The organism is Methylobacterium sp. 285MFTsu5.1, assembly GCF_000383455.1.
Lineage (GTDB): Bacteria > Pseudomonadota > Alphaproteobacteria > Rhizobiales > Beijerinckiaceae > Methylobacterium.
Genome location: NZ_KB911278.1, coordinates 1 through 25,169 on the forward strand (window position 1 = coordinate 1; position 25,169 = coordinate 25,169).

General features: G+C 71.2%; 22 protein-coding genes. 11 read left to right on the forward strand and 11 right to left on the reverse strand.

What is annotated here, in order from left to right; all coding sequences use genetic code 11:
• The 3 genes from H288_RS0114795 to ybgC all read left to right on the forward strand — a co-directional run.
• Positions 1-361, forward strand: a 361-nt coding sequence (locus tag H288_RS0114795; RefSeq protein WP_020093359.1) for a Holliday junction DNA helicase RuvB C-terminal domain-containing protein, incomplete at its 5' end; no start/stop codon positions are given.
• Positions 362-728: 367 nt separating this feature from the next.
• Entirely contained in the window at positions 729-1,454 is a 726-nt protein-coding gene (locus H288_RS0114800; protein WP_020093360.1) for a DUF4142 domain-containing protein, read from the forward strand.
• A 90-nt stretch (positions 1,455-1,544) separates the two neighbouring features.
• Positions 1,545-1,997 carry a tol-pal system-associated acyl-CoA thioesterase gene (gene ybgC, locus H288_RS0114805; RefSeq protein WP_051123752.1) on the forward strand — a complete coding sequence of 151 codons (453 nt, stop codon included), beginning with the start codon at positions 1,545-1,547 and terminating at the stop codon, positions 1,995-1,997.
• Positions 1,998-2,000: 3 nt separating this feature from the next.
• On the opposite strand, the gene H288_RS0114810 is transcribed toward ybgC, so the two are convergent.
• On the reverse strand, positions 2,001-2,789 hold the full coding sequence (locus tag H288_RS0114810) for an aldolase/citrate lyase family protein (RefSeq protein WP_020093362.1): 789 nt from the start codon (positions 2,787-2,789) through the stop codon (positions 2,001-2,003).
• A 308-nt stretch (positions 2,790-3,097) separates the two neighbouring features.
• Here H288_RS0114810 and tolQ point away from each other — a divergent pair, with 308 nt between their 5' ends.
• From tolQ to tolB, 4 genes are all read left to right on the forward strand, one after another.
• Positions 3,098-3,814, forward strand: a complete 717-nt coding sequence (gene tolQ / locus H288_RS0114815) for a protein TolQ (protein ID WP_012317751.1) — start codon at positions 3,098-3,100, stop codon at positions 3,812-3,814.
• A 27-nt stretch (positions 3,815-3,841) separates the two neighbouring features.
• Positions 3,842-4,288 (forward strand): ExbD/TolR family protein, encoded by a 447-nt coding sequence (locus H288_RS0114820; protein ID WP_020093363.1) that lies wholly within the window; start codon positions 3,842-3,844, stop codon positions 4,286-4,288.
• Positions 4,289-4,297: 9 nt separating this feature from the next.
• Positions 4,298-5,632: a cell envelope integrity protein TolA gene (gene tolA / locus H288_RS0114825; protein ID WP_020093364.1), complete on the forward strand. Its 1,335-nt coding sequence runs from the start codon at positions 4,298-4,300 to the stop codon at positions 5,630-5,632.
• Positions 5,633-5,698: 66 nt separating this feature from the next.
• Complete coding sequence (gene tolB / locus H288_RS0114830) at positions 5,699-7,036, forward strand: Tol-Pal system beta propeller repeat protein TolB (protein WP_020093365.1); 1,338 nt, start codon at positions 5,699-5,701, stop codon at positions 7,034-7,036.
• 221 nt (positions 7,037-7,257) lie between these two features.
• Here the strand turns inward: tolB and H288_RS0114835 are convergent, their stop codons facing one another.
• The 7 genes from H288_RS0114835 to secA all read right to left on the reverse strand — a co-directional run bounded on the left by H288_RS0114835 (position 7,258) and on the right by secA (position 19,412).
• Complete coding sequence (locus H288_RS0114835; RefSeq protein WP_020093366.1) at positions 7,258-8,490, reverse strand: MFS transporter; 1,233 nt, start codon at positions 8,488-8,490, stop codon at positions 7,258-7,260.
• 37 nt (positions 8,491-8,527) lie between these two features.
• A complete protein-coding gene (locus H288_RS0114840; RefSeq protein WP_026604962.1) occupies positions 8,528-11,140 on the reverse strand; it encodes a PAS domain-containing sensor histidine kinase in 2,613 nt (870 codons plus the stop codon).
• A gap of 371 nt (positions 11,141-11,511) precedes the next feature.
• On the reverse strand, positions 11,512-12,912 hold the full coding sequence (gene ahcY, locus H288_RS0114845; RefSeq protein WP_012317745.1) for an adenosylhomocysteinase: 1,401 nt from the start codon (positions 12,910-12,912) through the stop codon (positions 11,512-11,514).
• Between the two features lie 158 nt (positions 12,913-13,070).
• A complete protein-coding gene (locus H288_RS0114850; RefSeq protein ID WP_020093368.1) occupies positions 13,071-13,475 on the reverse strand; it encodes a hypothetical protein in 405 nt (134 codons plus the stop codon).
• Positions 13,476-13,783: 308 nt separating this feature from the next.
• Entirely contained in the window at positions 13,784-15,727 is a 1,944-nt protein-coding gene (locus H288_RS0114855) for a KUP/HAK/KT family potassium transporter (protein ID WP_020093369.1), read from the reverse strand.
• A 114-nt stretch (positions 15,728-15,841) separates the two neighbouring features.
• Positions 15,842-16,513, reverse strand: a complete 672-nt coding sequence (bioD, locus tag H288_RS0114860; RefSeq protein WP_020093370.1) for a dethiobiotin synthase — start codon at positions 16,511-16,513, stop codon at positions 15,842-15,844.
• A gap of 7 nt (positions 16,514-16,520) precedes the next feature.
• The gene (gene secA, locus H288_RS0114865) at positions 16,521-19,412 is read right to left on the reverse strand and encodes a preprotein translocase subunit SecA (protein ID WP_026604963.1); all 2,892 of its coding nucleotides are present in this window, start codon (positions 19,410-19,412) and stop codon (positions 16,521-16,523) included.
• Positions 19,413-19,673: 261 nt separating this feature from the next.
• Between secA and H288_RS0114870 the strand changes: the two genes are divergently transcribed.
• Positions 19,674-20,597, forward strand: coding sequence for a peptidylprolyl isomerase (locus H288_RS0114870; protein ID WP_020093372.1), 924 nt, complete (start codon positions 19,674-19,676; stop codon positions 20,595-20,597).
• A gap of 46 nt (positions 20,598-20,643) precedes the next feature.
• Here H288_RS0114870 and H288_RS35645 read toward each other — a convergent pair whose 3' ends face one another.
• Together H288_RS35645 and hemH are read right to left on the reverse strand one after the other, a co-directional pair.
• Entirely contained in the window at positions 20,644-20,802 is a 159-nt protein-coding gene (locus H288_RS35645) for a hypothetical protein (RefSeq protein ID WP_020093373.1), read from the reverse strand.
• Between the two features lie 93 nt (positions 20,803-20,895).
• A complete protein-coding gene (gene hemH / locus H288_RS0114880; protein ID WP_020093374.1) occupies positions 20,896-21,978 on the reverse strand; it encodes a ferrochelatase in 1,083 nt (360 codons plus the stop codon).
• 292 nt (positions 21,979-22,270) lie between these two features.
• On the opposite strand from hemH, the gene H288_RS0114885 reads away from it, so the two are divergent.
• Entirely contained in the window at positions 22,271-22,960 is a 690-nt protein-coding gene (locus tag H288_RS0114885) for a uracil-DNA glycosylase (RefSeq protein WP_020093375.1), read from the forward strand.
• Between the two features lie 25 nt (positions 22,961-22,985).
• On the opposite strand, the gene H288_RS0114890 is transcribed toward H288_RS0114885, so the two are convergent.
• Complete coding sequence (locus tag H288_RS0114890; protein ID WP_020093376.1) at positions 22,986-23,399, reverse strand: hypothetical protein; 414 nt, start codon at positions 23,397-23,399, stop codon at positions 22,986-22,988.
• 285 nt (positions 23,400-23,684) lie between these two features.
• Here H288_RS0114890 and H288_RS0114895 point away from each other — a divergent pair, with 285 nt between their 5' ends.
• Together H288_RS0114895 and H288_RS0114900 are read left to right on the forward strand one after the other, a co-directional pair.
• On the forward strand, positions 23,685-24,155 hold the full coding sequence (locus H288_RS0114895) for an AMP-dependent synthetase and ligase (RefSeq protein WP_020093377.1): 471 nt from the start codon (positions 23,685-23,687) through the stop codon (positions 24,153-24,155).
• Between the two features lie 118 nt (positions 24,156-24,273).
• Entirely contained in the window at positions 24,274-25,086 is an 813-nt protein-coding gene (locus tag H288_RS0114900; RefSeq protein WP_020093378.1) for an enoyl-CoA hydratase, read from the forward strand.
• Positions 25,087-25,169 lie beyond the last annotated feature (83 nt).

The window sequence follows — 25,169 nt, forward strand, 5'->3', positions numbered from 1 at the left end:
GCGGGACTTCGCGGTGGTGGCGGAGGCCGAGACGGTGACGCGGGCGATCGCCGACCGGGCGCTGCAGCTCTTGGACGTGGACGGGGCGGGTCTCGACGTGATGGACCGCAAGTACCTGAGCCTGATCGCGCGCGCGTTCGGGGGCGGGCCCGTGGGCATCGAGACGATCGGGGCGGCGCTGTCGGAGCCGCGGGACGCGATCGAGGACATCATCGAGCCCTACCTGATCCAGCGCGGCTTCGTGCAGCGCACACCCCGCGGACGCGTCCTCACCCGACACGCCTACCGGCACATGCAGATGCCGGAACCGAAGCGCGAGACGCCCGGGCAGTTCGGCTTCTTCGGTGACGGAGAGCCCTGAGGACCGATCAACGCGTCTCCATGCATTGAATTCGGACCAGCATTTCACCGGGCACATGCGCGGGACGCACAGTGCTGCGCGCGGCAGCCGGGTGAGTTCCGCGTCGCGATCTCGGCAAGTCGCTGCGGTAACAGCCGTTTTGTCGATCGTCTCGGAACAATATTGCCAAGCTTAGGCGGGGATCTTGTCGATCACGTAAGTGTAAAAACTGCCGGATCGCGTGGAACAGCGCCGAAACGCGACAGTTGGGGAGGCGACCGCGCCGGGTCCGCTCGGCGCCGGCAAGGCTGTCCCGATCAGGGTCCTGCCCTCCGATCGCGGCAGATCTTCGCGATCTCAAGAACAACGTCAGGGATAAACTTCCGCCATGAAGAAACTCACGCTCGCCGCGCTCGGCCTGTCCGTCGCCGCCATCTCGGCGCCCGCCTTCGCGCAGGACGCCCTGCCGATCCGCGTGCTGCCCTTCGCCAATCAGGACGGCGTCGGCGTCGCCGCGACCGAGACGCCCGCTTTCCGGGCCGAGGCGCTGCGTTCGGACGCCGCCAGCATCGAGGCGAGCCGGATCGCCCTCCAGCGGTCGCGCAACCCCCGGGTCCGCAACTACGCCAACCGCGTCCTCGTCGAGCGCAAGGCGACCACCGACGCGCTGCTGCCGCCGAACACCTCCCTCACCCGCAACGGCTCGGTGGTCTCCGACAACCAGGGCATCCGCACCGACCTGAGCAACCCGGTCGGCCTGGTGCTCGCGCCGGTGACGGTGGCCGCCAACATCGGCACCGGCATCGTCGGCGGCGCCCTCGGCGCGGTCGGCATCGTCGACAACAGCCCGGCCGAGCCGGGCCGCCGCGTGGCCCTCGGCGAGCGCGGCCAGGCGCGTCTGGCGCAGCTCCAGGCGGCCCCGAACGGCCGGGCCTTCGACCGGACCTACATCGACCAGCAGGCCCGCTCGGACGCCCGCACCCTGGCGCTCTACGACGCCTACGCCAAGCAGGGCGACAACGCCCAGGGCCGCAAGTTCGCCACCGAGGCCCTGCCCTACATCGCCGACGAGCACGCCCACTCGGCGAGCCTCGCGGCCCGCATCGGCGGCTGAGCGCCGCGCATGGCGTGATCTGCACGAGGGCCGCCCCAGGGCGGCCCTCGTCGTGTTGCGCCGTCGCACCGCCCGTCGCTAAAGGGGCGCATGAGCGCGATCGAGCCCGCCAGTGACGGACCCGCGGAGGACGGTGCCCCGCCCCACCGGATGGGCGTGCGCGTCTACTACGAGGACACAGATTTCTCCGGCTTCGTCTACCACGCCAGCTACCTGCGCTTCCTCGAGCGCGGCCGCACCGAATTGCTGCGGGAACTCGCCGGCGACCAGTCGGACCTGCACCGCGATGCACGCGGCCTCGTCTTCGTGGTGCGGCGCATGAGCCTCGATTTCCTCCGGCCGGCCCGGATGGACGACCTGCTCACCGTCGTGACCCGCACGCGCGCCCTGCGCGGCGCGTCGATGCAGCTCGCCCAGGACGTCCGACGGGGCGACGAAGTGCTGGTCTCCGCGGAGGTCACGGTCGCCTGCGTGCGGGACGGCCGCGCCGTCCGCCTCCCGGACGCGCTGCGGCGGCGGCTCGCGCCCGGCGAGACCGCCTAGACCTCAGCCGGCCCGCGCCGGGTCGGCCTCGCAGAGCACCCGCGCGAAGGCGTTGACGATGGTCAGCGCGTCGTACTCGACCGAGACCAGCTGGTAGCCCATCCCGACCATCTCCCGGGCGCGCGCCGGCGACGGCGCGAAGGCGCAGGGAATCTTGCCCGCCGCCCGGGTCTTGCGCGCGATCTCCCCGAGGGCCGCCGTGACCGCCGATCCCAGCGGGTCGATGGCCGCCCCCTTGGACAGGGCGATCGACAGGTCGGCGGGGCCGACAAGGACGCCGTCGATGCCCGGCACGGCGAGGATCGCCTCCAGGTCGGCGATCCCCGCCTCGGTCTCGCACATGGCGATCGTGAGCGCCCGATCGTTGGCGCCCGCGAGGTAGTCCGCGCCGTTCCGGAGCCCCGAGAGCCACATGGCCCGGTCCGGTCCCCAGCTCCGCTGGCCGACCGGCGGGAATTTCGCGGCCGCCGCCAGGGCCTCGGCATCCGCGACGGTGTTGATCATCGGCGCCACGACGCCGGCGGCGCCCGCGTCGAGCATCCGCGAGACCATGGCGAAGTCGCCCACCGGCACGCGCACCAGGGTCGATTTGCCGGCCAGGGCGACCTCGGTGATGGCCGCACACGACGTCTTGTAGTCGTAGGTGCCGTGCTGCTGATCCAGCAGGACGGCGTCGAATCCGGCGCGCGCCAGGAAGCCGGCCAGCATCGGGTCGGCGATCATGGACCAGCCCAGGAACCGGGCCGGGCCGGTGGGCAGCAGATCGGGCAGGCTGGGAACGGGGAGGGTCATGCGCGTCCTGCGTATCTCAGGGCTGTCGACTCGGCGCCGTGGGCCGCGACCATACGGGAGGCGCTTTCGGCAGGTCCAGCCCGGACGGCCCGTCGGACGGCGGCACATGCCTCAGGATCGCCCGGATCGAAACCGATCCTTAACCCTGCCGCGCCCTTAACGGAGGCGATGCCACGGCGGGGCGCGGGGGCCGTCGACGGCCCTTACTTTCGACAGATTCGCGGGCGACAGCGTTGATATCGCTCACGGATCCGGCGGACGCGGGCCTCGCCCGGCGCATCGCGATCCGGAGCAGGAGACCTCGACGGATGAACCCAGCCGACGCGATGCAGGCCGCGCCTGTCGCCGACATGACGCTGCTCGGCCTGTTCCTGCAGGCCCACTTCGTCGTGAAGATCGTGATGATCGGGCTGCTCAGCGCCTCGATCTGGTGCTGGTCGATCATCGTCGACAAGACGCTGCTGTTCCGCCGGACCAAGGCCGAGATGGACGCGTTCGAGGACGCCTTCTGGTCCGGCCGCTCCCTGGAGGAGCTGTTCCGCTCGTTCAACGACCGGCCGGCCACGGGCCTCGCCGCCGTCTTCGTCGCCGCCATGCGCGAGTGGAAGCGCTCGTTCGAGGGCTCCGGCCGGCAGATCCAGTCGCTGTCGCAGCGCATCGAGAAGCAGCTCGACGTCACCATCCACCGCGAGGTCGAGCGGCTGGAGTCGCGCCTGCTGTTCCTCGCCTCGATCGGCTCGGCCGGCCCGTATATCGGCCTGTTCGGCACCGTCTGGGGCATCATGACCGCGTTCACCTCGATCGCGGCCTCGAAGAACACCTCGCTCGCGGTCGTCGCCCCCGGCATCGCCGAGGCGCTGTTCGCCACCGCCATCGGCCTGTTCGCCGCGATCCCGGCGGTGCTCGCCTACAACAAGCTCCAGGCCGAGGTCTCCAAGGCGCAGTCGCGGCTGGAGAGCTTCGCCGACGAGTTCTCCGCCATCCTCTCCCGCCAGATCGACGAGCGCCTGCCGCTCGCCGCCTGAACCGGCTGATCCAGAGGAGACCGATCCATGGGCATGGCAGCGGGCGCATCGCAGGGCGGCAAGCGCCGCCGGCGCCGGGGCCGCCGCGGCGGACCCATCAACGAGATCAACATGACGCCGTTCATCGACGTCGTGCTCGTGCTCCTGATCATCTTCATGGTCGCGGCGCCGATGATGACCGTTGGCGTCCCCCTCGACCTGCCGCAATCCAAGGCCTCGCCGCTCAATTCCGACGTGAAGCCGATCACCCTGTCGATCCGCCAGACCGGCCAGGTCTTCCTCGGCGAGGACGAGCTCACCGACGACTCGATCGTGCCGAAGCTCATGGAGACCGCCAAGACCGGGACCGAGGAGCGCGTCTTCGTGCGCGGCGACAAGCGGGTCGATTACGGCCGCGTGGCGCAGGTGATGGCGATCGTGACCGGCGGCGGCTTCAAGAAGGTCGCCCTCGTCACCGAGCCTGAGCATCAGTAGGGCCGTCCCGTGGAGTTCCGCTTCGACCGCAAGGAACCGGGTGTCTGGATCTCCGCCGGCACCCACGTCGCGCTCCTCGCGCTGGCGCTGGTCAGCGTCGCGGCCCCGGCCCTGCCGGAGGCCCAGGAGGGCGTGCCCGTCGAGGTGATCACCGAGAACCAGTTCTCCGAGATCACCAAGGGCGAGCGGCAGGCCGACAAGCCGATGCCGAACGCCACGTCGCGGGCCGACCGCAAGGCCGAGAAGTTCGAGGACCGCGAGCCCGAGAATTCCAAGCAGGACGCGCCCACCGCGCCGACGCGCACGGCCGAGATGAAGCTCGCCAACGCGGACGAGATGCCGCTGCGCGGCGAGCCCGACCCGCAGGAGGCCGCCCAGGCAGCCAAGGCGGCGGAGAAGGCCGCGCAGGAGAAGCGCGACGCCGAGAAGGCGGCCGAGAAGGCAGCAGAGAAGGCGGCCGAGAAGGCCGCCGCGGAGAAGGCTGCCGCCAAGGCCGAGGCGAAGGCCAAGGCCGAGGCGGTCGCGAAGGCCGAGGCCGAGAAGCGCGAGCAGCTCGAGAAGCTGATCGAGAAGCAGGAAGCCGAGGCCGCGGCGGCCGCCCAGAAGGCCGCCGCGAAGAAGGCCGAAGCCGCCAAGGAGGCGGCCAAGGAAGCGGCCAAGAAGGCCGCCGACGCGAAGGCCAAGGCCGAGGCCGAAGCCGAGCGTCAGAAGGAGATCGCCGAGGCCAAGGCCGAAGCCGAGCGCGAGAAGGCGGAGGCCGCCGCCAAGGCGAAAGCCGAGGCCGCGAAGGCCGAGGCGGCCGCCAAAGCCGAGGCCGCCGCCAAGGCGAAGGCGAAGGCCATGGCGGACGCGAAGGCCAAGGCCGATGCCGAGGCCAAGGCGCGCAAGCAGGCCGAGCTCGCCGACAAGTTCAACGCCGGCGACATCCGCTCGATGCTCGCCTCGAAGGCGCCGTCGCAGTCGACCGGCGCCACAGGCCACGCGGTGCAGAAGGTGGCGGCGCTCGGCGCCGCGACCGGCAACGCGCAGCGCCTCTCGCCGTCGCTGCGCGACGCCCTGGTCGGCCTGCTCCAGCAGCAGATCGAGCGGTGCTACTCGGCGCCGCCCGGCGCGGCCCAGGGCGTGGTCCTGCCGGTGCTCGACATCCGCCTGAACCCGAACGGCTCGCTCAGCACGGAGCCGCGGATCATGCGCGGCGGGGCTAGCGCGGTCGACCAGTCGATCGCGCAGGCCGCGCTCCGGGCGGTCCGCCGCTGCGCGCCGTACAACATTCCGGCCACCTACGCGCCGTACTACAACGACTGGAAGGCCATCAACGCGGAGTTCGAGTTCACGGCGACCTGAGGTCTTCCAGCCAGTGTCCCGCCGTCCCCGCGTTCCCGTCTGATCGTCACTCGGATCCGACCCACCATGCTGCACCTCCCCTCCGTCGGGCGCCTCCCGACGTCCTATGCCGCGCGCCTGCTCGCGCTCCTCGTGATGCTGACGGGCTTCCTGGCGGGGCCGGCCCAGGCGCAGCTGCAGCTGCGCATCGGCGGCGGCAACTTCCAGCCGATGCCCATCGCCATCGCGGATTTCGGCGGCGACCCGAGCCTCGCGGGCCTCGTCTCCGGCGTGGTCACCAACGACCTGCGTCGCTCCGGCTACTTCACGCCGCTCGACCACGCCCGCTTCCCCGAGCAGCCGAACTTCGACGCCGCGCCGAACTTCGAGAAGTGGCGCGCCACCGGCGTGCAGGGCCTCGTCACCGGCCGAGTCGTCCGCGAGGGCGGCCGGGTCAAGGTCGAGTTCCGGCTCTGGGACGTGACCAACGGCCAGCAGATGACCGGCCAGCAATACGGCACCGACGCCGCCAACGTCCGGCGCACCGGCCACCTGATCGCCGACGGGGTCTACACCAAGATCACCGGCCTCGGACCCTGGTTCGATAGCCGCATCGCCTTCGTGGACGAGACCGGCCCCAAGGAGAACCGCCGCAAGCGCCTGATGGTCATGGACCAGGACGGCGCCAATGTCCGGGCGATCACCACCGGCGAGATGTCGATCGTGGCGCCGCGCTACTCGCCGGCCACGCAGGACATCGCCTTCATGGCCCAGGCCACCGGCCACCAGCCGCGGGTGCAGATGATCAACCTGGAGACCGGATCCCGCCAAGCGCTCGGCAACGTCGATTCGATGAGCGCGAGCCCGCGCTTCTCGCCGGACGGCCGGAAGATCGTGATGAGCGTCCAGCAGGGCGGCAACGCCGACATCGTCACGATGGACCTCGCCTCGAAGGCCCAGCGCTCGATCACCAACGGCATGGCGATCGACACCTCGCCGACCTACTCGCCGGACGGATCACAGATCGCCTTCGAGTCCGACCGCGGCGGCTCCCAGCAGGTCTACGTGATGGGGGCGGACGGCTCGAACCCGCACCGGATCACCTTCGGCCCTGGCTCGGCCTCGCAGCCGGCCTTCTCGCCCCGAGGCGACCTGATCGCCTACACCCGCCAGCGCAACGGCGGCTTCGCCATCTGCGTCTCGAAGCCCGATGGCTCCGGCGAGCGCGTGCTCACCGAGGGCTTCCACAACGAGGGCCCGACCTTCGCGCCGAACGGCCAGTACGTGCTGTTCTTCCGCGATCCGGGCGGCCAGGGCGGCGGCAAGCTGTTCATGGTCGACATCACCGGCAAGGTGGAGCAGCCGGTCCCGACGCCCGCCTACGCGTCCGACCCGACCTGGTCTCCGCTGCTGTCGGGCCGCTGAGCGCGTCGCGGAGCCCGGCTCACGGGGCGGGCTCCGGGGCCGTTCCCGATTCTGGTGCAACGGTTCGGCAGGACGGCAGCTCCGGTCGAGAGAGCTGCGCCTTACCCCTCTCCCCCACACGGGAGAGGGCACCCGCGTTTCGTGCGGCGCCGGCTCGCGGGGCCACGATCGCCACGGCCGTCATCCGGGACGCGTCGCGTCCCGAGCCGCGCGATGGCGCGCTATCCCTGCACCATCAGCCGGTCGCGGGCCCTCAGCGCCGGGAAGAGCCTGCCCCAGAGCAGTGCGACCCCGACCGTCGCGGCGCCGCCGACCACCACCGCCGGGACCGCGCCGATCGCGGCGGCGAGCAGCCCCGATTCGAACTCGCCGAGCTCGTTCGAGGCGCCGATGAACACCGTGTTCACCGCCGAGACGCGGCCGCGCATCGCGTCCGGCGTCTCGCCCTGCACGAAGGTCTGGCGCACGTAGACCGAGATCATGTCGGCGGCGCCCGTGACGAACAGGCAGGCCATCGATAGCGGCAGCGACGTCGACAGCCCGAACGCGACCGTGGCGGCACCGAACACCGCGGCGGCGCGGAGCATGCGAACGCCCGCGTGGCGCCGCAGGGGGTAGTTCGCCAGCAGCACCGCCATGGCGACAGCTCCGAAGGCCGGCATGCTCCGGAGCGCGCCGAGGCCGAGCGGGCCGACGTGCAAGACCTCCGCGGCGTAGATCGGCAGCAGCGCCGTGGCGCCGCCGAGCAGCACCGTGAACAGGTCGAGGCTGATCGCCCCGAGCACCACCGGCTGGGAGCGGATGTAGTCGATCCCGGCCGAGAGCGCCGCCCAGGTGATCGGCGGCCGCTCGCTCACCGCCGCCGGCCGGTAGCGGATCAGCAGGGTCAGGGCGCTGGCCAGGGCGAAGCTGCCCCCTGCCCCGCCGAACACGACGGCGGGTCCGAGGGCGTAGAGGAAGCCGCCGAGCGCCGGCCCCATCACCGACGCGCTCTGCCAGAGGGACGCGTTCCACGCGATCGCCGAGCCGAAGAGCGGCCCGGGCACCAGGGTCGGGAGCAGCGCCTGCAGGGCCGGGTTGGCGAAGGCCCGGGCCGTGCCGACGACGATGACCAGGGCGTAGATCGGCCAGACGGAGTGCACGCCCGCGAGGGCGCAGGCGAGGAGGCCGAGGCTCGCCGCGCTCTGGAGCGCGAAGGCGGCGGCGCCGACGAGGCGCCGGTCGTAGGCGTCGGCGACGTGGCCGGTGATCAGCGCGCACAGCACCGCCGGCAGGAAGCCCGCGAGGCCCACGAGGCCCAGTGCCAGGGCGGAATGGGTCAGGTCGTAGACGTACCAGCCGATCGCCACCGCCTGCATCTGGTAGGCGAGGCCCGTGAGGAACCGGGCCGAGCCGAACAGGCGGAAGTCGCCGATGCCGAAGACGGCCCAGCCGGAACGATCATGCGCGGACATGCCTCCTGCTGCGCGGGACCGGCCGCGGAATCAAGCGCTACGGTGACGTTCGCCGGTCGGATGTCGGCGGCTCCGGCCTGCTCGACTGCAGTGTCAGGGTCGGCTTGCGCGGCGGCGGCGGCGGCGGAGGAGGAGGCGGCGACAGGACGGGCGGCTCGGGTTCGAGCGGCGGCGCGCGCCGGCCCTCGCCCGCGAGGTCGGTGGGAAACGTGCAGGTGACGCGGGTGCCGCTGCCCGGCGCGGTCTCCAGCTGCACCCGTCCCCCGTGCAGCTCGACGAAGGAGCGCACGATCGACAGGCCGAGGCCGACGCCCCGGTGGCGGGTTCCGAGGGTGTGGCTCTCGAAGCGGTTGAACACCGAATCGGCGATCTCGGGGGGCATGCCCCGGCCGTGGTCGCGCACGCTGAGGAGAAGCTCCTGCGCGGTCCGGCGGGCATGGACCTCCACGCGCTGGCCGGCATCCGAGAAGCCGACGGCGTTCGAGAGCAGGTTGAACAGGATCTGGCGCACCCGCTTCCCGTCGGCGTGGACGCTGCCGATATCCTCCGGCACGTCGAGGGCGAGGGTGATGTGCGATTCGGCGAGCCGGTCCTCGATGCCGCGGACGGCGGCCTCGACGGTGGCCTGGACGTCAACCTCCTCCCGCTGCAGCTCCAGCGAGCCGGCGTCGATCGAGGCAAGGTCGAGGATGTCATTGATGATGACGAGCAGCGCCGCCGAGGAGCGCATGATGTGGTCGGAATACTCGCGCTGGCGCTCGTTGAGCGCGCCGACGGTCTCGTCGCCGAGAAGCTGGGTGAAGCCGATGATGTTGGTGAGCGGGGAGCGCAGCTCGTAGGAGACGTGGTGCACGAAGGTGTCGCGCAGCTGCGCGGCCTTCTCCAGGGCATCATTCTTCTCGGTGAGCGCCCGCTCGACGTTCACACTCGCCGTGACGTCGATCAGGGTCAGGAGCGTCGCGCCCTCCGGGAGCGGCTGCGCGGCGCAGTCGAGCACGGTGCCGTCGACCACCTCGAGACGGCACGTCCGGGCCGTGCGCGATTCGAGGCCGACCACCGCGTCGCGGATGTCGAGCCACGGCTCCTCGACGGGGGCGAGCGCCCGGCAGGCGGCGATCACCGCGTCCACGTGCGGGCGCTCCTCGATCATCTCCGGGTCGAGCCGCCACACGGTGAAGAAGGCGCGGTTGGCGAGGGACAGGCGCCCGTCCGCGCCGAACACGGCCACCGGCTCGGCCAGCGTGTCCAGGGTCTCGGCCTGCAGGCGGCGCAGGGCGTTGTAGCGGGACTCGGCGTTCAGGCGGTCGGAGACGTCGTCGAACAGGTAGGTCAGGCCGCCTTGCGGGTTCGGGTCCGCGACCACGCGCAGGGTCCGGCCGTCGGGCAGGTACCACCAGGTCTGGTTCGCCTCCGCGGCCCGGTAGGCGGACAGCACGCCCTGCTTCCAGCCGCGGAAATCCGCGTGCTCCTCGAGCTTCCGCTCCGCCCGCAGGTGGTCGAGGATCTCGCCGTCGGAGGGCCGGCCGTCGAGGAAGGCCTGATCGAGGTCCCAGAGCTGCCGGTAGGCGGCGTTGTGGAAGATCAGCCGCTGCGACACGTCGAACATCGCGACCGCGGTCGGCAGCTGGTCCAGGGTCCGCACGTTGGCGTTCATCTGCCGCTGCAGGTCGGCGCGGACGCTCTCGAGTTCCGACACGTCGATGGCGATGCCGACGCGGCCGGTCTCCAGCCCGGTCTCGAACACGTCGAGCATCCGCCGGTTCCCGGCCACGATGGCGGAGAGGCGCGGGACGCTCCGGGTCAGGCCGGCGAACCGGGCCGCCTCCTCGCGGGCGATCGTCTCGCGGGCCGGCCGGTCGAACAGCTCCAGGCCGGCATCGAGGGCGGCCTCGCGGCTCTCCGCCTCGACCGCCGCCACGTAGGCGGCGTTGATCCAGCTCAGGCCACCGTCGCGGTTGCGCCGCCAGACCGGCTGGGGGATCGCGTCGAGGAGCCCCGACAGGGCCGAGAGTCCCCGGCGGGTCTCGTCCAGGGTCGCGCGCAGGTCGGCGATCTCGCAGCGCTCCTGGCTGGTCTCGCGCAGGCGCAGGAGCGCCCGCCCCGCCACGGCCTGCCCGTGGGCCTCGATGTTGCGGCCGGTCTGGGTCCGCAGGCTCAGCGCGAAGCTGGTGCCGCGCGCCCGCAGGGTCTCCACGGCGGTCTCGACGGCGGCCGCGTCCGCGGCGACGAGCCACGTGCCGAAGGCCAAGACGCGGCGGGCATAGCCGGAGGTCGGCCGCTCGCCGTGGATCGCGAGGCTGATGTCGCCCTCGACCACCGGCTCGCTGCGATGATCCCAGGTGACGATGATCTGCCGCTCGGCGTTGAGGAGCATCTCGGCCCGGTCATGGGCGCCGCGCAGGACGTCGAGGGTCGCGGCGAGCTCGCGCTCGCGGCGGGTCCACCGGCCGCGCTCGTAGAGGTGCAGGAGCGACAGGATCACCGCGAAGGCGACGAGGCCGCCGAAGATCGCCAGGGCGGCCACGCTGTGGATCTCCCGCGCGGGATGCGCGGCGGCAGCCTCCGGCAGCTCGGCGAAGGCCGCGCTCGCCGTCGTCAGCGCGAGCGCGCCCACGCCGATCCGAACGTGTGTCGCACGACCGACACCCATGGTTTGCCCCGCCCCCGTACCCGATGGCTGTCCGACCGGCGCGCGTCGCCGCGCGGCGCAGAAGGCACCGTTCCCGCGGCGATTCTCCCGAACCGCCGCAGCCCCATCGATCTAAGATTCGCCCGCACTCTAGGTGCGGCGGAATCGCCCCGGAAGGGGAACGAAGCGTGGCTTTGGGCAAAGTCGGCATAATCAGCCGTTAACGACACACAGAAGACACAGTTCGATTCGGCCGTCTGCGCTTGACAAACGAGAAGGCCCGGCGCAGCGCGCCGGGCCTCCAAATCTCTCCACCGGGCCGCGTCGCCGGATCGCGGCGGCGCGGTGCCGGCCCCGGGAACGAGGCCGTCCGCGCCAGCGATGATGCAGGCTCAGTAGCGGTAGTGCTCGGGCTTGAACGGGCCGCTCTCGGAGACGCCGATATAGGCGGCCTGATCGGGGCGGAGCTTCGAGAGCTTCACGCCGATCTTCTCCAGATGCAGGGCGGCGACCTTCTCGTCGAGGGTCTTCGGCAGGGTGTAGACCTGCTTCTGGTACTTGCCCGGGTTGGACCAGAGCTCGATCTGGGCCAGCGTCTGGTTGGTGAACGAGGCCGACATCACGAAGGACGGGTGACCGGTGGCGTTGCCGAGGTTCACCAGGCGGCCCTCCGACAGGAGGATGATGCGGTGGCCGTCCGCGAAGGTGATCTCGTCCACCTGCGGCTTGATGTTCGACCACTTGAGGTTCTTCAGGCCGGCGACCTGGATCTCATTGTCGAAGTGGCCGATGTTGCAGACGATCGCCCGGTCCTTCATCGCCCGCATGTGGTCGATGGTGATGATGTCCTTGTTGCCCGTGGCGGTGACGAAGATGTCGGCGCGCGGGGCCGCATCCTCCATGGTCACGACCTCGTAGCCCTCCATCGCGGCCTGGAGCGCGCAGATCGGGTCGATCTCCGACACGAGCACGCGGCAGCCGGCGTTGCGCAGAGACGCGGCCGAACCCTTGCCCACGTCGCCGAAGCCCGCGACCATCGCGACCTTGCCGGCCATCATCACGTCGGTGCCGCGGCGGATGCCGTCGACCAGCGACTCCTTGCAGCCGTACAGGTTGTCGAACTTCGACTTGGTGACCGAGTCGTTCACGTTGATCGCCGGGAAGAGCAGCTTGCCCTCCTTGGCCAGCACGTAGAGGCGGTGGACGCCCGTGGTGGTCTCCTCGGAGACGCCCTTGATGCTGTCGGCGAGGCCGGCGAACCATCCCTTCGGCTTCTCGGCGAGCTTGCGCTTGAGGAGCGCGAAGAAGACTTCCTCCTCCTCGCTGGCCGGCTTGTCGAGGAACGCGGTGTCGCCGTTCTCGGCGCGCAGGCCGAGATGGACGAACATGGTCGCGTCGCCGCCGTCGTCGAGGATCATGTTCGGCATGCCGCCGTCGTGCCAGTCGAACAGGCGCGAGGTGTAGTCCCAGTACTCCTCCAGGGTCTCGCCCTTCACGGCGAAGACCGGGATGCCGGCAGCCGCGATGGCGGCGGCGGCGTGGTCCTGGGTCGAGTAGATGTTGCACGAGACCCAGCGGATGTCGGCGCCGAGCGCCTTCAGGGTCTCGATCAGCACGGCGGTCTGGATCGTCATGTGGAGCGAGCCGGCGATCTTCGCGCCCTTCAGGGGCTGCGCCGCGCCGTACTCCTCGCGGACCGCCATCAGGCCCGGCATCTCCGTCTCGGCGATCGAGATCTCCTTCCGGCCGTAATCGGCCAGCCCGATATCCTTGACGATGTAATCCTTGGCCATGAGTCGATGGCTCCGTGTTCGCGTTGCGGGTCGGGGCAACCCCCTACCACCGCGCGGCCTACGAAGCAATCAAGACATAAAGATGTCTTTATGCGTTCTGATCGGCGGGGCGGCCGCGCGAACGCCCGCCCCGCTCCGGATCAGGTCCCGCCCGCCGCTCAGCGGGTCGGCCGCGCCAGCCACCCGAGGCCGAACGCGACGGCGGCCACCAGGGCGAGGGTCGTGCCGCGGTTCTCGTCCGCGCGCGCCGCGAGGGTGCGCCCGTGGCGCACGGCGCGGTCGCGGTAGTGCTGGCCGCGCTCGAGCGCCTCGTCCGCCAGGGCGTGCCCGCGCTCGCTGGCGTCGCGGAACCGGGCGCGCCCCTCCTCGACGAGGTGCTCGCCGCCGTGGCGCAGGTCGCGGACCGTATCCCGGGCCTCGCCGTAGGCGTACTGGGCAGCGCCGGCGGCCTGATCGTAGGCGCCGTCGAGCTGGTCGACGGCCCGGCCGCGCACCGCGCCCGCCGCCGTCTTGATCCGGCCGCGCAGATGGCGGACGCCGCCCTCGAGATGATCCCTGTTCATGCTGTCTCTCCATTCCGGCGCGCGCCCCGGGGGCCACGACGCCTGCGTCGGGGCGGAACGACGGCGGAAGGCTACGGTTCCCTGAGGGGCGGCGGAACGGCCTCAAGTTTCCGTGCATCGGCGAGCCGGCGCTGGAAACAGGTCCGGACCGGCGCAGCGTCCAGGGGCGCCGCGGCGCCAATCGCCGGGACCAGATCGAGGCACATCGCGGCCGGGCGGGTGCTCCGATCTCTGCGCACGACTCGGCCTGTTCTGGACCGCGCCGCCGCGGTGACTTGCCGGGCGGCGGGAATGTCTCGGGCCGAGGCCTAGATCTCGATCTCGGTGCCGACCTCGACGACCTGCCGCGTCGGTACCCCGAAGAAGGCGCCGGTGCGCTCGGCGTTGCGCTGCATGAAGGCGAACAGGTTCTCCCGCCAGGGGGCCATGCCGCGCTTGTCCCGTCGCGGGATGATCGTCTCGTGCCCGACGAAGACGGTCATGTCGTCGAGGACGTGCGGCGGCAGGTGGCGCGATTCCACCGCGCAGGCCAGCCCCTCGGGGATCGAGGCCTCCTCCATGAAGCCGTAGCGGAGGATCACCCGGTAGAAATCCGGCGCCAGGATCGTCACGTGGGCGCGCCGGTCCCGCGGGACGTTGGGTGTCTCCTCGTAGAGCGCCGTGATGATCAGGATCCGCTCCATCAGGGCGTGGTTGCGCTCCACGAAGCGCGAGAGATGCAGCGGGATGCCGTGCTCGGCCGCCGAGAGGAACGCGGCCGTGCCCGGCAGCCGCAGCAGGTCACGGTGCTGGAGACCGCCGAGGAAGACGTCCTCCGGCAGGCGCAGGGCGGCCCTCGCCTCCTCGACCAGCTCGTTTCCCTTCTTCCAGGTCAGCATCATCGCGGCGACGAGCCCGGCGAGCACCAGGGGAAACCAGCCGCCCTCGAGGATCTTCACGCTGTTGGCGGCGAAGAACACGAGGTCGATGGCGAGGAAGAAGCCGTTGACCGCGAAGACCAGGATCGGGTTGTAGCCCCAGCGGAGCGCGATCAGCGCGGCGAGCAGCGTGGTGATGCCCATCAGCATCGAGACCGCGATGCCGTAGGCGCCGGCCAGGGCGTCGGAGGAGCCGAACACCACCACGGCCGTCAGGGTCGCCACGGCGAGCAGCCAGTTCACCGCCGGCACGTAGATCTGGCCGCGCTCCTCGTGCGCCGTCTGGACGATGCGCATGGCCGGCAGGAAGCCGAGCTGGACCGATTGCTGGGTCAGGGAGAACACGCCCGAGATGATCGCCTGCGAGGCGATGATGGTCGCCATCGTGGCGAGCGCGACCAGGGGCAGATGGCCCCAGTCGGGGCTGAGGCGGAAGAACGGGTTCTCCAGGGCGTCGGGCGCGGCGATCAGCAGGGCGCCCTGGCCGAAATAGTTGAGCACCAGCGCCGGCAGGACCAGCGCGAACCACGCGATGCGGATCGGCAGGGCGCCGAAATGGCCGAGATCGGCGTACATCGCCTCGCCGCCGGTCACCGCCAGGAAGGCCGCGCCGAGCATCGCGAAGCTGACGTGCCAGCCGGCATGGAGCATGAAATCGACGGCCCGGAACGGGTTGGCCGCCGCCAGGATCTCGGGCTTGGCGACGATCCCGGCGATCCCGAGGAGCCCGAGGACGACGAACCAGACGAGCATGACCGGTCCGAACACCCGGCCGATGGCGGCGACGCCCTTGTGCTGGACCAGGAACAGACCGACCAGGATCACCAGCGTGATCGGCACGACGTACGGCCCGAGTGACGGCGCGTCGACCTTCAGGCCCTCGATCGCCGACAGCACCGAGATCGCCGGCGTGATCGCGCCGTCACCGTAGAGCAGCGCCGCGCCCACCAGCCCGACCACCAGGAGCAGCGCCTTCCACGTGCCAGGCCGGGCCTGACGGGCGCCGAGCAGCGCCAGCATGGCGACGATGCCGCCCTCACCCCGGTTGTCGGCGCGCAGGATCAGCACCGCGTATTTCAGCGACACGATCAGGATCAGCGACCACAGGATCAGCGACACCGCGCCGGTGGCCGCCGCAGCAACCGAGGCGCCGCCGGCGGTCGCGGCCTTCACCGCCTCCTTGAACGCGTAGAGCGGGCTCGTGCCGATGTCGCCGTACACGACGCCCAGCGCGCCGAACACGAGGGCCGGCCGGAGCCTGTCGCGCGCCGCTTCCGCGTCGACCGCGCCGGTCTCGGATCGGGGACTCGCCGCCGGGGCAAGGGTCTGGCTCACCGCAGGATTCCCCCACGGCGCCACCCGGCCTCGACCATCCGGGCGCCGGGCGCGACGCCGTGGCGGTAAAGCTAGGGGCCACGGCCGCGCCGTCCAGCGACGCTGTCGCGGCGCTCAGATCGAGCCGGTCAGCTCCTCCGGGCAGGCGTCGCCACGGCGCAGACAGAATACGGGCGCGCCGGCATGACGGGCGATGGCCGCGGCCACGGTCGCGGCGGGCGCCGGCGCGCCCAGGCTCTCGCTGACCACCACCGCGCGCAGCGGCACATCGTGGAGCCGCAGGGTCTCGCAGGCCGTGAGCGCGTGGCTGATCGCCCCGAGATAGCTCCCCGAGACGAGGAGCGCCGGGACGCCGAGCGCGCGGAGCCAGTCCAGGCCGGTGGCGGCCTCCGTGACCGGGCTCATGAGCCCGCCGACACCCTCGATCAGCAGCGTGTCCTGGGTGCAGGCGATCTCAGCCCGGCACCAGCCGACAAGGTCGGCGAGGTCCAGGGTGCGCCCCTCCAGCACGGCGGCCTGATCCGGCGAGAGCGGTGCCGAGAACCGCCAGGGCGAGCAGGCCTCCACGGCCTCCTCGTCCAGGGCGAGCCCCTGCGCGTCCAGCAGCCGGGCGGTGTCGCTCTCGACGAAGCCGGGATCGCTCAGCGGCGGGACGCCGCTCGCGAGCGGCTTCACCGTCCGCACCGTCCGGCCCTGAGCCCGCAGGCGGCGCGTCAGGGCGGCGGTGACGTAGGTCTTGCCGATCTCGGTCCCGGCCCCGGCGATGAACAGCGCCCGCGCGGGCATCCCCGCCTCAGGCCTGGAGGCTGCCGTGGCAGTGCTTGTACTTCTTGCCCGAGCCGCACGGGCACGGCTCGTTGCGGCCGACGCGGCCCCAGGTGGCGGCGTCGGTCGGGTCGCGCTCCAGCACGGCGCCGTCCGCCGCGAGGCCCTGCGCCGCGAAGCCGTAGGCCGGTCCCCCGCCGCCGTCGCTGCCAGAGCCGAGACCGGCGTAGTCCATCTCGTTCTCGCCGGTGACCGGGTCGAGATGCTGGGCGAACATCGGCGGCAGCGCCGGACCGCCGGGCGGGTACTCCTCCTGCGGCTCCTGCATCATGATCTCGACCCGCGAGAGCTGCGCGGTCACCTGCTCGCGCAGGGCGGTCACGAGACCGTTGAACAGGTCGAAGGCCTCGGACTTGTACTCGTTCAGCGGGTCTCGCTGGGCGAAGCCGCGCCAGCCGATCACCTGCCGGAGGTGGTCCAGCGTCACGAGGTGCTCGCGCCAGAGATGGTCGAGCGTCTGCAGGAGGACCTGCTTCTCGATATAGGCCGTGACCTCGGCGCCGTTCTTCTCGGTCCGCTCGGCGTAGGCGGTCTCGGCCGCCTTGAGCAGGCGCTCGCGCATCTCCTCGTCGGCGATGCCCTCTTCCTTGGCCCAGTCCTCGACCGGCACGTCGAGGTTGAGGATCTCCTTCACCTGCTCGCGCAGACCGGCGACGTCCCACTGCTCGGCGTAGGCGTTTTCCGGGATGTGGCGGGCGACGAGGTCGTCGATCACGCCCTCGCGCATCTCGTCCACGGTCTCGCGGACGCTGTCCTGGCCCATGAAGTCGCGGCGCTGCTCGAACACGACCTTGCGCTGGTCGTTCATGACGTTGTCGTACTTGAGCACGTTCTTGCGCATGTCGAAGTTGCGCGCCTCGACCTTCTGCTGCGCCTTCTCGATCGCCTTGTTGATCCAGGGGTGGATGATCGCCTCGCCCTGCTCCAGGCCGAGCTTCTGCAGCATCCCGTCCATGCGGTCGGAGCCGAAGATGCGCATCAGGTCGTCCTGAAGCGACAGGTAGAACTTCGAGCGGCCGGGATCGCCCTGGCGGCCGGAGCGGCCGCGGAGCTGGTTGTCGATGCGCCGCGATTCGTGGCGCTCGGTGCCGATGATGTAGAGGCCGCCGGGCAGCGCCTTCTTGCGGCCCGCCTCCGGATCGGCCGGCTCGCCCGAGGCCAGCACCTTGGTGCGGTTCTCGGCGATCTCCGCCTTGATCGCCGCGATGGCGGCGTCGCGCTCCGGACCGTCGGCGAGGTGGCCCAGCTCCTTCTCGATCCGCATCTCGAGGTTGCCGCCGAGTTTGATGTCGGTGCCGCGGCCGGCCATGTTGGTGGCGATGGTGATCGCGCCCGGCACGCCGGCCTCGGCCACGATGTAGGCCTCCTGCTCGTGGAAGCGGGCGTTGAGCACGGCGAAGCGCTTGGTCACCCGGCCCTCGCGGGCGGCGGCGTAGACGTCGGTCAGCGCGTTCGGGTCGGAGTAGTCGAGCAGGCTGTAGCCGGCCTTCTTGAGCATCTCGGCGAGGTGCTCCGACTTCTCGATCGAGCCGGTGCCGACCAGGATCGGCTGGTGGCGCGCATGCGCCTTGTCGATCTCGGCGATGATGCCCTCGTACTTCTCGCCGACGGTCCGGTAGACCTCGTCGTCCTCGTCGACGCGCTCGACCTCCTTGTTGGTCGGGATGTCGACCACGTCGAGTTTGTAGATCTCGGCGAACTCGTCGGCCTCGGTCGAGGCGGTTCCGGTCATGCCGGCGAGCTTCTTGTAGAGGCGGAAGTAGTTCTGGAAGGTGATCGAGGCGAGCGTCTGGTTCTCGGGCTGGATCGTGACCCGCTCCTTGGCCTCGAGCGCCTGGTGCAGGCCTTCCGAGTAGCGCCGGCCCTGCATCATGCGGCCGGTGAACTCGTCGATGATCACCACCTCGTCGTTCTTGACGATGTAGTCCTTGTCGCGGGTGAACAGCGTGTGGGCGCGCAGGGCCTGGTTCACGTGGTGGACCAGCGTGACGTTGTGGGCGTCGTAGAGGTCGCCCTCCTTCAGGAGGCCCGCCTCGCGCATCGCCTCCTCGATGAATTCGTTGCCCTCCTCGGTCAGCGAGACGGTGCGCTGCTTCTCGTCGAGGTCGTAGAACTCCTTGCGCAGGCGCGGCATCAGCGCGTCGACCGCCACGTAGAGTTCCGACCGGTCATCCACCGGCCCTGAGATGATCAGCGGCGTGCGCGCCTCGTCGATCAGGATCGAATCGACCTCGTCGACGATCGCGAAGTTGTGCCCGCGCTGTGCCAGCTGGGACAGCTCGTACTTCATGTTGTCGCGCAGGTAGTCGAAGCCGTACTCGTTGTTGGTGCCGTAGGTGATGTCGCAGGCGTAGGCCTCCTTGCGCTGCGCGTCGTCGAGCCCGTGCACGATCGTGCCGACGGAGAGGCCCAGGAACCGGTAGACCTGACCCATCCACTCGGCGTCGCGCGAGGCGAGGTAGTCGTTCACGGTGACGACGTGGACGCCCTTGCCCTCCAGGGCGTTGAGGTAGACCGGCAGCGTCGCCACCAGGGTCTTGCCCTCGCCGGTCTTCATCTCGGCGATGCCGCCCTCGTGGAGCACCATGCCGCCGATGAGCTGCACGTCGAAGTGGCGCTGGCCGAAGACGCGCTTGGCCGCCTCGCGCACCGTAGCGAAGGCCGGCACGAGGATGTCGTCGAGGCTCTTGCCGTTGGCGAGTTCGGCCTTCAGCATGTCGGTGCGGGCGCGCAGGGCCTCGTCCGAGAGGGCCTGGATCTCCGGTTCCAGCGCGTTGATCTGCGCGACGCGCGGGCGGTAGCCCTTGACGCGGCGGTCGTTCGAGGAGCCGAAAATCTTCTTGGCGATGGAGCCGAGCATCATAGACCTGCGGACGCGCGAGCCCGCCCACGGGTGAGCGTGGCGGGCCGGCCTGGACGGAGTTGGCCGGGCTTATAGAGGTAAACATCGCCCGGCGCACCTGGAAGGGGCAGCCCTCAACGCATGCCGGTACGGTCACGGTTCCGGCACCGGTGAAATGGCCGCGCTTGCCTTCTCGCCCGACGCGGGCCACCTGTGCCGCGGCGCGACGCCCGGCCGATCCGGCGCGGCGCCGAGACGTGAGCCGAGGACTTCGCCCGTATGCCGAACACCGCCCTTCTCCGGCGCGTCAGCGCGCTCGCCGTCATGGTCGCGATGCCGGGACTGGCGCTGGCCCAGGCACCCCAGAAGGCCCCCACGCCGGCCGCCAACACGCCGGCCGCCGCCTCGCCCGCCGCGCCGGCCGCGGCGCCGAGCGCCGACGCGGTCGTGGCGAGCGTGAACGGCAAGCCGATCACGCAGGGCGACCTCGCCATCGCGGCCGATGACCCGGCCCTGTCACTGCCCGGCGTCGACGAGGCCCAGAAGAAGAGCCTGCTCGTCGACTACATGGTCGACCTCCGCGTCGGCGCGCAGGCCGCCGAGGCCGCCAAGGTCGGCGACACGCCCGAGTTCAAGCGCAAGCTCGCCTACTTCCGCGACAAGCTCCTGCTCGACGACTACCTGGAGCAGGAGGCCAAGCGCGCGGTCACGCCCGAGGCGGAGCACGCGATCTACGATCAGACCGTCAAGCTGATGAAGCCCGAGGAGGAGGTGCACGCGCGCCACATCCTGGTCGACAACGAGGCCGAGGCGAAGAAGATCGCCGCGCGCATCAAGGGCGGCGAGGACTTCGCCAAGGTCGCCGCCGAGGCGTCCAAGGACCCGGGCTCGAAGGCCGAGGGCGGCGATCTCGGCTGGTTCACCAAGGAGCGGATGGTGCCCGACTTCGCCAACGCCGCCTTCGCGATGAAGCCCGGCCAGGTCTCCGACCCGATCAAGACCCAGTTCGGCTGGCACGTGATCAAGGTCGAGGAGAAGCGGACCAAGCCGCAGCCGACCTTCGACGAGCTCAAGGAGCAGATCGACCAGCACCTGATCCGCAAGGCGCAGCAGGACATGATCCTGAAGCTCCGCTCGGAGGCCAAGATCGACCGCGCCGACGCGCCGCCGGCGGCTCAGACCGCGCCCGAACCGAAGAAGTGACGGTTCAAGGCTGACAGGCGCGGCCCCGCGGGGCCGCGCCCCGTCGTCAGTACGGCCGATCCGGGACGAGGTAGCTGGATCGCGCCGGGGCCGGCTGGGGCGTGATGCCGAGGGCCGAGAGTTCGGCGCCGCGGCGCCCCTCGGCGATCCTGTCGAGCACCGCGATCAGCAGCCACGGACACGCGATGCCGATGAAGAACGCCATGTGATCCTCCCGCGCCGAACCGATGGGCCCGTTCGGCTTAGGAAAATAATAGGCGGGCCGGGCCGCGCCGCAAGCGGCATCCCGGCCGGGATCTCAGATCCAGCCCTGGAGCTCGCGGCGCACGACGTGCTCGATCACCCGCATGCCGAGGTCGCTGTCGTTCAGGCAGGGGATGTAGGCGAAGCGCTCGCCGCCGTTCTCCTCGAAATAGTGCCGGTTCTCGCCGTCGAGCTCCTCGAGGGTTTCCAGGCAGTCCGCCGTGAAGCCCGGGGCGACGATCGCCATCCGCTTCACGCCCGACTTCGCGAGTTCCATCACCGTCTCGTCGGTGTAGGGCTTCAGCCACTCCTCGTTGCCGAAGCGCGACTGGAAGGTGACCCGCATCTTCTCCGGAGACAGGCCGAGCGCCTCGCGGATCAGGCGCCCGGTCTTGTGGCACTGACAATGGTACGGGTCGCCCTTGAGCAGGTAGCTCCGCGGCACGCCGTGGAACGAGGTGAGGATCACCTCCGGCTCGAAGTCGAGCTTGGCCAGGCCCTCGCGGATCGAATCGGCCATGGCGGCGATGTAGACCGGGTCGTCGTGATAGGGCGGCGAGACCCGCACCGTGGGCTGCCAGCGCATGTCCATCAGCGCCCGGAAGGCCTGATCGCAGGCCGTGGCCGAGGTCGCGGCGGCGTATTGCGGGTAGAGCGGCACCAGCAGGATCCGGTCGCAGCCCTGGTCGAGCAGCGCCTGGATCCGGCCGGCGACCTCGGGCTTGCCGTAGCGCATCGCCCAGTCGACGACCACCGACTCGCCCATGGCCGCCTGGAGGCGCTCGCTCTGGCCGCGCGTGATCGTCTTCAGCGGCCCCTCGTTGAGCGCGTTGTTCCAGACGCTGGCGTAGTCGCGGCCCTTCGGCCCGGGGCGCTTCGTCAGGATGATCAGGTTGAGGAGCGGCCACCAGATCAGCCGCGGCACCTCGATCACCCGGCGGTCCGACAGGAACTCCTTGAGATACCGGCGCATCGGCCAGTAGGACGTGCCCTCGGGTGTCCCGAGATTCATCAGGAGCACGCCGACGCGGCCCCAGGCCACCTTCGGGTGGTCGGCCGGAAGGGTGTTCGCCGCGGGCTGCAGCGGTGCGAGGGGCCGGCCATTCGCCAGCGCGGCGGGTTCGACGCGTTCGTTCATGGCAGCGTTCCGGCGCCGCGCGCCGAGATCCTTCCTCTGGCTTCCGATATCCGGCGGCCGGCGCGTACGCCCTGGTACGCCTCGGCTTGGCCGGCGCTTAAACCCCGTCGGGTGCGCTTCCATGTAGGGTGCGAAGCCGCCCGGCGAAGGGCGGACGCGACATGCCGCACCGCGACAGGCCGCGCGCTCGACCCCCGTCCCTAAACACGGGCGGCTCCCGGCCGCAACCGCCGCGCCGATGACGGTGCGCGTCCGCCTCCTATCTCGGCGTGGAAACCGATCGCGAGAGACCATGGCCACCACACCCGTCGCCGACGCCCTCACGGCCTTCCGCGCCTCCGGTTCGCCCTGGCTGAGCCTGCCGTTCTTCGCCGGCGGGGAGGCCGACGCCGTGGCGGCGCGGGTCGATGCCCGAATCGCCGCGGGCGCCCGCGTCCTGCCGGCACCGGACCGGATCTTCCGCGCCTTGGCCGAGACCCCGCTGCAGGACGTGCGGGCCGTGATTCTCGGGCAGGACCCCTACCCGACACCGGGCGACGCCAACGGCCTCGCCTTCTCGTTCGTCGGCTCCGGTCGCCTGCCCGCCTCGCTGAAGGTGATCCTGGCGGAGGCGGGATCCGACCGCGCCGCCGGCGGCGACCTGACGCCCTGGGCGCGGCAGGGCGTGCTCCTGCTCAATAGCGCGCTCACCGTCGAGTCCGGCAAGGCCGGGGCGCACCTGCGCTACGGCTGGGCCGCGCTGACCGATCAGGCCGTGAGCGCCGTCTCAGCCCGCGCGGAGCCCGCCGTGTTCCTGCTCTGGGGCGCCCAGGCGCGGGCCAGGGCCGCGCTCATCGACGCGACCCGCCACGGCGTGTTCGAGAGCGGACACCCGTCGCCGCTCAACCGGGCGCGAGATTTCCCCGGCTCCGACCCGTTCGGCCGGGCCAACCGGTGGCTCGCCGCGCACGGGCGCCCGCCGATCGACTGGCGCCTCGGCTGAGGCCGGCGGCGATCCCGCGAATGGGCTATTGCGGCTTGGCGGGCTCGGCGGGCTTCGCCGGCGCGGCGGGGTCCTGGCCGGCGGGCAGGAGCACGTTCTTGGCCACCGTGCCCTCGGGCCCGTACTCGCCGGCCACCGCGAGGCAGGCCTGGTCGCGGTTCTGCGCCATCTGGTTCGACATCAGCGTGAACATGGTCTGCACCCGGTTGCCGAACGGTCCGCGCGGCTGGACGTCGCCGATCTGCACGTTCTGCTTCGCCAGCAGGGCCTCGAACTGGTCGCTGCCGATCCGGTAGCCGCAGACGTTCGAGGCCGCGAAGATGTAGGCGGCGAATTCCAGGGCCCGCGGCGACGGGGCGTTCCGGATCTGCGCCTGCGCCGGCAGGGCCGCGAGCGTGACGGCGGCGAGGAGTGTGATCCGGGTCGTAGTGGGGCGCATGCGCGGCGGTTCCTCGATCGGGGGCGGCCTCTCGCGGGCCGCCTCTGGCGGGCGGGACATAGGCCGGACCCGCGCGCGCGCCAATGCGACCGAAGATGCGACCCGAGATGTCGGCAATTCACCCGTCCCGGTTCACGGCCCGTTCGCCATAGGTCCAGTCGCCGGCCCGCGCGCCGACGAAAAGACGGTCGTTTTTCGACGGAACGCCCGGGTGAGAGAGAGTGTTAACCTGCTCGCGTCACGCCAGGACCTGCAGTGTGTCCAGATTCAGGCGGTCCGCATCGCATGTACGGCGTCCATCACCCGGCGGCCTCCATCCCACTCCCGGCTCGCGACGCCGACCGGCGCGCCCGGCCGGGTGCGCAAGGAGCCGCCAGCGCGGAGCGGCGCGGCGCGCCGGCGATGCCGGTCGCGGCGGTCTGTCCGCACCGCGTCTCGCGCTGGGCCTGGGGCGAGGGGCTGCGGGCCGGGCAGGCCGTGGCGCTCCTGGTGCAGGATCTCGGGCAGGTCGAGGCCATGCGCCTCGGCCTCACCCGCCTCGGCCTGCGCGTCGTCTGCCTCGACTGCGCCGGCCGCGACGCGGCGCTGGCGGAAAGCCTCGCGCAGTCGGGCGCCGTGCTGGTCGTCGTCGATACCGCGCTCGCCGACGCCTATGCCGGCGTGATGGGCCGGCTCACCGCCTATCCGGCGGTGTGGTGGAACGGTCCGGGCGCCGACTACGCGAGCCTCGACCTCGCCCTGGCCGAGCACGCCTGACAACCGCCGCATCGCGGATCGCGAGTCGCGGCACCGTCGCGGACCTGAACCCTGCGTGCTACCGTCCGGCGACGCGACCGGCCCCGTGCCAGGGAGGCCGGCGCCGGGAGACGCCGCCATGACCGCAGCCCTTGCCACGGCCCACGCCGCCAGCCCGGAGGCGCCGGTGCTGTTGCGCAGCGATGCCGACGGGGTCGCGACGCTGACGCTGAACCGGCCGCAGGCCCGCAACGCCCTGTCGATGGCCCTGATGGGCGCGCTCCAGGAGCAGCTCGACGCGATCCGCGCGGATCCGTCCGTGCGGGTGGTGATCCTGGAGGGGGCCGGCCCCGCCTTCTGCGCCGGGCACGATCTCAAGGAGATGCGCGCCGATCCGTCCCGCGAGGCGACCGAGGCGGTGTTCCGCACCTGCGCCCGGCTGATGCTGAGCCTCACGCGCCTGCCGCAGCCGGTGATCGCTCGCGTCCACGGGATCGCCACCGCCGCCGGCTGCCAGCTCGTGGCCACATGCGATCTCGCCGTGTGCGCCGAGACCGCCCGCTTCGCCACGCCGGGGGTGCAGATCGGCCTGTTCTGCTCGACCCCGATGGTCGCCCTGTCGCGCGCCGTATCGCGCAAGGCCGCCCTGGAGATGCTGCTGGTCGGTGAGCCGATCGACGCCGCGGAGGCCCTGCGGATCGGGCTGGTCAACCGCGTGGTGCCGGAGGCGGAGCTCGACGCGGCGGCGGGCGCCCTGGCGGCCCGGATCGCCGGGAAGGCCCGGCGCGTCCTGGCGATCGGCAAGGAGGCGTTCGGCCGGCAGATCGAGATGGGCCTGGAGGACGCCTACGGCTACACCGCCGAGGTCATGACCCGGAACATGATGATGGCCGACGCGCAGGAGGGGATCGACGCGTTCCTGGGCAAGCGGCCGCCCCGCTGGGAGCCGTGAGCCGGCGTCCCGGTCCGCGCACTGGCGCGATACGACGCAGGCCCTCCAGCGCGACGCGCATAGGTGATGGCGCCGCCCTGCCC